This is a genomic window from Mycobacterium sp. E802 (assembly GCF_001666875.1).
Taxonomy (GTDB): Bacteria; Actinomycetota; Actinomycetes; order Mycobacteriales; family Mycobacteriaceae; genus Mycobacterium.
Genome location: NZ_LZJD01000091.1, coordinates 1 through 930, shown reverse-complemented (window position 1 = coordinate 930; position 930 = coordinate 1). Strand labels below are relative to the sequence as shown.

Sequence of the window (930 nt, the reverse complement as noted above, 5' to 3'; positions counted from 1 at the left end):
CGCAACGTGCCGGCGGTGACGACGCCGGGGCGCTGCGCGGCGAACGTTCCCGCGATGGCCAGGACCGCGATGATCGGCAGGAAGCGGCCGAACACCATGGCCATGCCCAGAGCCGTGTTGTACCACTCGGTGTTGACGCTGAGCCCGGCGAACGCGGAGCCGTTGTTGTTGGCCGCCGACGTGAACGCGTACAGCACCTCGGACAGGCCGTGCGGCCCCGTGTTGAGCATGCCCGCGCGTTGCCCCGGCATCGCCATGGCCACCGCGGTGCCGGTCAGCACGATCAGCGGGGTCACGAGGAAATACGTTGCCGCGAGCTTGATCTCGCGCGGGGTGATCTTCTTTCCGAGGTACTCCGGAGTGCGGCCCACCATCAGGCCGGCCACGAACACCGTGATGATCGCCAGCACCAGCATGCCGTACAGGCCGGAGCCGACGCCGCCGGGAGCCACCTCACCGAGCTGCATGTTGAACATGGTGATCATGCCGCCGAGGCTGGTGTAGGAGTCGTGGAACGAGTCCACCGCGCCGGTCGAGGTCAGCGTCGTCGCATCGGCGAACACCGCCGAGTTGGCGACACCGAACCGCTGCTCGACACCTTCCATCGCCGAGCCGACCGCGGTCGGGACGGTGCCGTGGGCCTGGAGCTGGAACAGCATCATCAGGCTGACGCTGGCCGTCGCGATCACCGACATCGCCGCCACGATGGCGTAACCCTGCTTCCGGCTGCCGACCATGCGGCCGAACGTCCGCGGCAGCGAGAACGGGATCATCAGGATCAGGAAGATCTCCACCCAGTTGGTCCAGGTGGCGGGGTTCTCGAACGGGTGCGACGAGTTGGCGTTGTAGAAGCCGCCGCCGTTGGTGCCGAGCAGCTTGATGACTTCCTGGCTGGCGACGGGGCCGCCCGGGATCGTCTGGGTGCCGCCG

General features: G+C 67.8%; 1 protein-coding gene. It reads right to left on the bottom strand.

Annotation, left to right across the window (positions count from 1 at the left end; all coding sequences use genetic code 11):
• Nucleotides 1-930, bottom strand: a 930-nt coding sequence (kdpA, locus tag A5699_RS13915) for a potassium-transporting ATPase subunit KdpA (protein ID WP_067770179.1), incomplete at both ends; no start/stop codon positions are given.